We start from the raw sequence: 6,466 nt of genomic DNA on the forward strand, positions 1-6,466 counted from the left end.
GATCTATTTTCTGCTTTTCTTGGGTCTTCCAGGACCTCGCATCTCGACACGAATACCTGTCCGACGCTCAACCTCATCAGCAAAGCGTTTTCCACCGGTGAGCCTGTTACTGTCAACCGCCGCCCTCACTAGCTCATCCTGCTTTGTGATACCTGAATTCGACACAAACTGCTCGTACGCTCTGATGCAACGTTTAGGATCTGAAGCGAGGGATGCGAATGTAGGCGGTTCATCCAACCACTCCGTGTACGCCTTTCCGATCCGTGCCGCATAGCTCGACCAGACGTAATCCTCCGCTCTGGAAACCATGCCCGCTTTCACCGGGTTCAACTCCACATAACGGCAGCAGCTGAGCAAGTACTCGTCGGTATCAATCGGACTGATCTTGTAGCGCCCTTCCCAAAGCGAACCACTGCGCCGCTCCAACGCATTGACGTATCGAGTCTGTCGGGCCGCCAACCGTTTCATCAGTTGAGGAATAGCGGCCAGTTCGTCGGATGCTTCCACGACCAGATGCACATGGTTCGTCATCAAACAGTAACTGTAGACCTTCAGGCCAAGGGCCTGCTTCCATTCCTTGAGATTACTCAGGTAGTAAGTGAAATCCTGCACTTCGATGAAGACGGGCTGCCGGTTATGGCCACGCTGGACAATATGGTGCGGCAGCCCCGGCACGATGACTCGGGCTTGACGGAGCATGGGCTTCTCCTTGCCATGTATGAACGATACAGATCCTTCTGAATCGGGGAATTTTACCTAGCCAAGGCCATCTTGGAAGGTTCTAAAGCTGCGAAAAATAAATCTGTCCCGGTTTTAGGTTTTATGGATGATCGTGTTCACCTTGCGCGAGGGGCCTACGAGGAATACGGTTACCGCAAGCGGATGCTGGATCTGAAAGTGCAGGGCGTGTGGGAGCTGGTCAGCTTATACGACACGCCCTACCAGATCGAGGAGGGCAATACCTGCAAGATGGGCACCTACCGGGTGCTTTGAGGGGCCATTGAGGCCCCTATTCCCGGGGCTGAATGCCTAGCAGCTGCACGTAGCCCGCCGGCAGGACCAGTATGGTCAGGATGGCGGCGAAGGCCAGCCCGAACATGATGGCCAGCGCCATGGGCGCCCAGAAGGGGCCCGAAACCGCCAGTGGCAGCATGCCGAGCATGGTGGTTGCGGCGGTCAGCAGTATGGGGCGCACGCGGCTGGTGGCTGCCTCGCCAATGGCCTCCAGCGTTCCGCTTTCAGCCAGCGCCATGTCCATTTTCTGGACCATGACCACGGCGTTGCGGATAATCATGCCGGAAAGGCTCATCGTGCCCAGAAGCGCCATGAAGCCGAAGGGCTGCTGGAACAGCAGAAGCCCGACACTGACGCCCACCAGCCCCAGGGGCACCATCAGCATGACCAGCAGAGTGCGCCGGAACGAGTTGAACTGGGCCATGAGCACCAACACCATCAGCCCCAGAATCACTGGAACGGGCTTCAGGACACCCGCGCGGGCTTCGGTTGACTGGTGCACTTCGCCGTCCCATTGGAGTTCATACCCGGAGGGGAGGGCCACATCCTGGACATCGGACGCCAGTGATGCCAGCACCTCGGAAGCCGTAGCACCCTTGGCCAGGTCCGCTTGCAGCGTGATCGCCCGTTCACGGTTGTGCCGCCAGATGATGGGGCGTTCCCAGTTGAGCTCGACATCCGCGACCTGTGTCAGTGGGACTGGTTTGCCCCCTCTCTCAGGCCAGACCACCATGGTTTCAAGCTCGGACGGGTCGGTCCGCTCGGGCAGGGGAAAGCGCCAGACAATGGGAAGACGTTTGTCGTCCTCCCGGAAAATACCGACGCCTTGCCCCGCAAATGCGGTGTTCAGCGCCTGGTTGATGCTGTTTGTAGTGACTCCGGCGCGCCGGGCGCGGTCCTGGTCCACATCAATGGTGACCCTGGGCTGACTCTGGCGCCAGTTATGCCGCAGATTCGTAACACCGGAGTGTTCGGCCATGATGGCTTCCAGGTTTGCGGCTATATCGAGTAGCTCTTCCCGGTCCGGTCCGGAAAGGCGCAGCTGGAGCGGGAAACGTACGGGCTCGCCAAGTTGCATCGACCGCACCCGCGGCTCGGCTTCAGGGTAACCGTCCTTCAGGTGCTCACGGATATTCGCCATAACAGGGTCAACGTCCTCCTTCGTCTCCACGTTAACCAGAATCTGGCCGAATGCCGGGTTAGGCGTGCGAGGGATCATGGGCAGATAGAACCTCGGCGCACCTTCGCCAATGAAGGCGGTTACGTCGGTCACCGCTTCCATTTCCAGCAGACGTTGCTCAATCCGGGCCATGTCCTCACTGGTCTGTTCGATTCGGCTGCCTTCCGGGAGCCAGTAATCGACCATAAATTGCGACCGCTCGGCCGGCGGGAAAAAGGTCTGTGGCAAGAAGCTGAAGGCGACGACGCTGGCCGTAAAGACAATGATTGCACCGCCCGTGAGAATCCAGGGGCGCCGTAGTGAGGCGCTGATCACTTGATGTGCCTTCTGATAGAAGGGGCGATCCGCGGGGTCACCCAGCCCACTTTTGCTGTCGAGCAGCCAGTAGTTCATCAGTGGTGTGGCAAAGATCGCCAGCAACCACGAAATCGCCAGGCTGATGGCCACCACCCAGAACAGCGAGCGGGTGAATTCGCCCGTGGCGGTGTTGGTCAGGGCAATCGGGGCGAATGCGAGAACCGCAATCGCAGTGGCTGCCAGCAGGGGCCAGGCGGTTTCCTGCACGGATTCGGCGGCTGCTTTCAGGCGCTGCGTTCCACGCTGCATCTTCACCTGCATCAGCTCGGAGATGACAATGGCGTTGTCCACAATCATGCCAAGAACGATCACCAGCGCACCGAGTGACACCCGGTGGAGTTCAAAGCCCATGAGGTACATCCCCATGAAGGTGGCAAGGATGGTGAGGGGAACGCCAAGTCCCACAACAAAGCCGGTACGCAGGCCCAATGAGACCATGAGTACGGCCAGGACAATGGCCACGGCAGTGATGAGGTTGATCAGGAATTCGCCAACGGCCTGCTCCACTTCCTCGGACTGCAGGGCGATCGCACCAAACTCGATGCCAATTGGCATGCTGGCTTCAATCCGGTCCAGTTCTGCCTGCACCCTTTCAGTCAGTTCCACGACATTGGCGCCTTCAGCTGGAACCACGCCAAGTGCCAGGGCGGATTCGCCTTCGTGGCGAAGGCTGGCATCCGGCGGATCGGCATAACCGCGCCTGATCTCAGCGAAGTCGCGCAGCTGAACGAGTTCACCGGTCACCGGGCTGTGGATGTTCAGCCTGGCCAGTTCGGCTACGGACTCAAATGTGCCGGTTGTATTGATTCGCAGCCGGCGTGACCCCATCTCAGTGACACCACTTGGAGCAACCACGTTCTGCTTATTGAGGGCATCCACCACCAAGACGGGGGTCAGGCCCAGTTCGGCAATTTTGGAGCGGCTGGTTTCGATGAAAACGCGCTCGCCCTGGTCCCCAAAGAGATCGACCTTGGCCACGTCATCAACGCGCAGCAGGCGCTGTTGAAGGTGATCGGCGACGTCATTGAGCTCGGCGTAGCTGTAATCACTGCCTTCCACTGACAGAAGCATGCTGTAGACATCGCCGTAGTCGTCATTGACGCGCGGGCCACGTACGGAGTCCGGCAGGCTGGCCCGGGCTGCAATGACCTTCTTGTTGAGTTCATCCCAGATCTGGCGCAGTTGCTCACCGCCGTACTGGTCCTTGACTTCAACATAGATGATGGAGGTGCCATTACGGCTCAGCGATTCAATACTTTCCAGCTCACCGAGCTGCTGGATCTGCTTCTCAAGAGGCTCGGTGACCTCCTGCTCCACCCGCTCCGCGTCGGCGCCGGGGTAGCCAGTCATCACGATGGCCGTGCGGATAGTGAACTCAGGGTCTTCCAGTTGCCCAAGCCGGGTGAATGCGATGACCCCGAGGAGGGCCACCAGCAGGACCAGAAACCCTACAAAACGATTGCGGCTGATCGCGCCGCGCACCAGTTGTGCCAGCATCACTGAACCACCTCACCTTCCAGCCGCCTGACTTTCTGATCTTCCTGGAGGTGCTGGGCGCCAGCAACAATGATCTGTTCACCGGCGTTGATCTCACCCGTGATCCTGACGCTGTCTGCTTCCAGGGATTTCGTGGTGACTGGGCGTGATGCCACCCTTCCGGAATCGGAGTCCCAGACCCAGACGTGGGGTTGATCCTCTTTCTCGAATATGGCCTCTACCGGAACCAGGAAGCTGTCATCCCAGGGTGTATCCGTGAGGCTGGCCTTGAAGGAGACTTCGGCGGTCATACCGGGCAGGAGTTCACGCTCGGGATTGTCCACGGCAACCCGTACCGGATAGGCCTGTGTATCGGGCGAGACATCCAGACGGACATTCTCAACCCGTGCGTCAAAGCGCCGGTTATCAAGTACTGGCATATAGACGTGCACGTCTTCAAGGTGGTTGCGGAACTGCATGAGGCGTTCGGGGATACTCACCTCAATCTCCACGGTCTCGATATTGTCGATTGAAAACACCGGGCGTTGCGGGCTGACCTGCTCGAACGGTTCTGCCATGCGGCGGTTGATCACGCCATCAAAAGGAGCCTCGAGCACGGTGTCATCAAACGCTGAGCGGGCGGTCTCCAGTGCTTCCTGGGTCGCATTGCGTTTGGCGCGAGCCTGTTCATAGGCGCTTTCCATCCGGTCGAACTCAGCATCGCTGATCGCTCCCGACTCCACAAGCGACTTGCCACGCTCCCAGTTCTTGCGAGCCTCTTCCAATGTGGCCTGGACCGATTCGAGCTTACTCTGGGTTTCATTCACCTGCAGCCGGAAATCCCGTTGGTCCAGTTTGCCCAGCGTGTCGCCTCCACTGACTTCATCGCCCACATCCACTTCGAGTGTCTCAATCTGGCCGGGGACCCGGAAACTGAGAGTGGTTGTTTCGCCAGCCTCCACGCGCCCACTGAAGCGGCGTGAGGCCAGGTCTTTGGGCGTTTCGAGCGCCATCATCCGGGCGGGCCGGATCGGTTTGTCGTCTGCTGCGACCGGCGCATTGCCGGAGTTCGTGTCACAACCGCCTAAAAAAAGAAGTGCGATAGCGGGTATCCAGAGACAATACCTGATGTGCAAAAATGAGTGAGTCATAGACAACGCCCCTGTTGAAGAGAAATAACCTAGCTTGGGACGCTATTTTGAGAGTGGGCCGAGAATCCTGCAATCTGTTGGAAGCAATACAGCCAGTGTAGACTTGCCCGCCTGTTGTCGCGGATGGAACTTGTGCATGAGTCCTGCTGTTGCTGTGTGCGTTGTGGCACTGATGCTGGATCGTCTTCTTGGGGAGCCTGAGCGCTGGCACCCGCTGGTCGGTTTGGGATGGTATGTGGATTGGTTGGAGACCCGGCTCAATCCGAACGGGCAGGGGAGAATCGGCGCTGGGGCACTGGCCGCTCTCATACTGCTTGCACCTTTTGTGGGACTCTCTATCGCTGTTTCGTTCCTTGGCGTTATTCCCTAGGTGATCCTCAGAACTCTGGTGCTGTGGCTCTGTATCGGCCACCGCAGTCTTGCCGAGCATGGCATGGCGGTTTATCGGCCACTGGTCTATGGTGATTTGAACGGTGCGCGGGAACGAGTGGGCATGATCGGCGGCAAAACCGGGCGGCAAAACCGGGACAGATCTATTTTCTGCTTTTCTGGACCGAAAAAACCGGGACAGATCCAAAAACCGCAAAAACCGGGACAGATCTATTTTCTGCTTTTCTTGGGTCTTCCAGGACCTCGCATCTCGACACGAATACCTGTCCGACGCTCAACCTCATCAGCAAAGCGTTTTCCACCGGTGAGCCTGTTACTGTCAACCGCCGCCCTCACTAGCTCATCCTGCTTTGTGATACCTGAATTCGACACAAACTGCTCGTACGCTCTGATGCAACGTTTAGGATCTGAAGCGAGGGATGCGAATGTAGGCGGTTCATCCAACCACTCCGTGTACGCCTTTCCGATCCGTGCCGCATAGCTCGACCAGACGTAATCCTCCGCTCTGGAAACCATGCCCGCTTTCACCGGGTTCAACTCCACATAACGGCAGCAGCTGAGCAAGTACTCGTCGGTATCAATCGGACTGATCTTGTAGCGCCCTTCCCAAAGCGAACCACTGCGCCGCTCCAACGCATTGACGTATCGAGTCTGTCGGGCCGCCAACCGTTTCATCAGTTGAGGAATAGCGGCCAGTTCGTCGGATGCTTCCACGACCAGATGCACATGGTTCGTCATCAAACAGTAACTGTAGACCTTCAGGCCAAGGGCCTGCTTCCATTCCTTGAGATTACTCAGGTAGTAAGTGAAATCCTGCACTTCGATGAAGACGGGCTGCCGGTTATGGCCACGCTGGACAATATGGTGCGGCAGCCCCGGCACGATGACTCGGGCTTGG

General features: G+C 58.1%; 6 protein-coding genes. 2 read left to right on the forward strand and 4 right to left on the reverse strand.

Translation table 11 applies throughout. The features are described from left to right. Window positions 1-3: 3 nt before the first annotated feature. The gene (locus tag C8D92_RS14690; protein WP_116919823.1) at window positions 4-699 is read right to left on the reverse strand and encodes a transposase; all 696 of its coding nucleotides are present in this window, start codon (window positions 697-699) and stop codon (window positions 4-6) included. A 123-nt stretch (window positions 700-822) separates the two neighbouring features. Between C8D92_RS14690 and C8D92_RS15730 the strand changes: the two genes are divergently transcribed. After that, the gene (locus tag C8D92_RS15730; protein WP_165819291.1) at window positions 823-993 is read left to right on the forward strand and encodes a hypothetical protein; all 171 of its coding nucleotides are present in this window, start codon (window positions 823-825) and stop codon (window positions 991-993) included. A 16-nt stretch (window positions 994-1,009) separates the two neighbouring features. Here C8D92_RS15730 and C8D92_RS14695 read toward each other — a convergent pair whose 3' ends face one another. Together C8D92_RS14695 and C8D92_RS14700 are read right to left on the reverse strand one after the other, a co-directional pair. Continuing rightward, window positions 1,010-4,048 carry an efflux RND transporter permease subunit gene (locus C8D92_RS14695; RefSeq protein ID WP_116919824.1) on the reverse strand — a complete coding sequence of 1,013 codons (3,039 nt, stop codon included), beginning with the start codon at window positions 4,046-4,048 and terminating at the stop codon, window positions 1,010-1,012. Beyond that, window positions 4,048-5,043 (reverse strand): efflux RND transporter periplasmic adaptor subunit, encoded by a 996-nt coding sequence (locus C8D92_RS14700; RefSeq protein WP_165819292.1) that lies wholly within the window; start codon window positions 5,041-5,043, stop codon window positions 4,048-4,050. Before C8D92_RS14700 ends, C8D92_RS14695 begins: the two co-directional genes overlap by 1 nt. A gap of 307 nt (window positions 5,044-5,350) precedes the next feature. Here C8D92_RS14700 and C8D92_RS16050 point away from each other — a divergent pair, with 307 nt between their 5' ends. Further along, complete coding sequence (locus C8D92_RS16050; protein WP_423837083.1) at window positions 5,351-5,548, forward strand: cobalamin biosynthesis protein; 198 nt, start codon at window positions 5,351-5,353, stop codon at window positions 5,546-5,548. A 230-nt stretch (window positions 5,549-5,778) separates the two neighbouring features. Here C8D92_RS16050 and C8D92_RS14710 read toward each other — a convergent pair. Next, on the reverse strand, window positions 5,779-6,466 hold a 688-nt coding region (locus C8D92_RS14710), incomplete at its 5' end, for a transposase (protein WP_207775191.1).

Source organism: Tamilnaduibacter salinus, from assembly GCF_003096655.1.
Lineage (GTDB): Bacteria > Pseudomonadota > Gammaproteobacteria > Pseudomonadales > Oleiphilaceae > Tamilnaduibacter > Tamilnaduibacter salinus.

What these genes read in the sequence shown, in the direction of transcription:
- C8D92_RS14690 (WP_116919823.1), bottom strand. Translation starts at nt 699, where the DNA reads ATGCTCCGTCAAGCCCGAGTCATCGTGCCGGGGCTGCCGCACCATATT.
- C8D92_RS16050 (WP_423837083.1), top strand. Translation starts at nt 5,351, where the DNA reads ATGCTGGATCGTCTTCTTGGGGAGCCTGAGCGCTGGCACCCGCTGGTC.
- C8D92_RS15730 (WP_165819291.1), top strand. Translation starts at nt 823, where the DNA reads ATGGATGATCGTGTTCACCTTGCGCGAGGGGCCTACGAGGAATACGGT.
- C8D92_RS14695 (WP_116919824.1), bottom strand. Translation starts at nt 4,048, where the DNA reads ATGCTGGCACAACTGGTGCGCGGCGCGATCAGCCGCAATCGTTTTGTA.
- C8D92_RS14700 (WP_165819292.1), bottom strand. Translation starts at nt 5,043, where the DNA reads ATGATGGCGCTCGAAACGCCCAAAGACCTGGCCTCACGCCGCTTCAGT.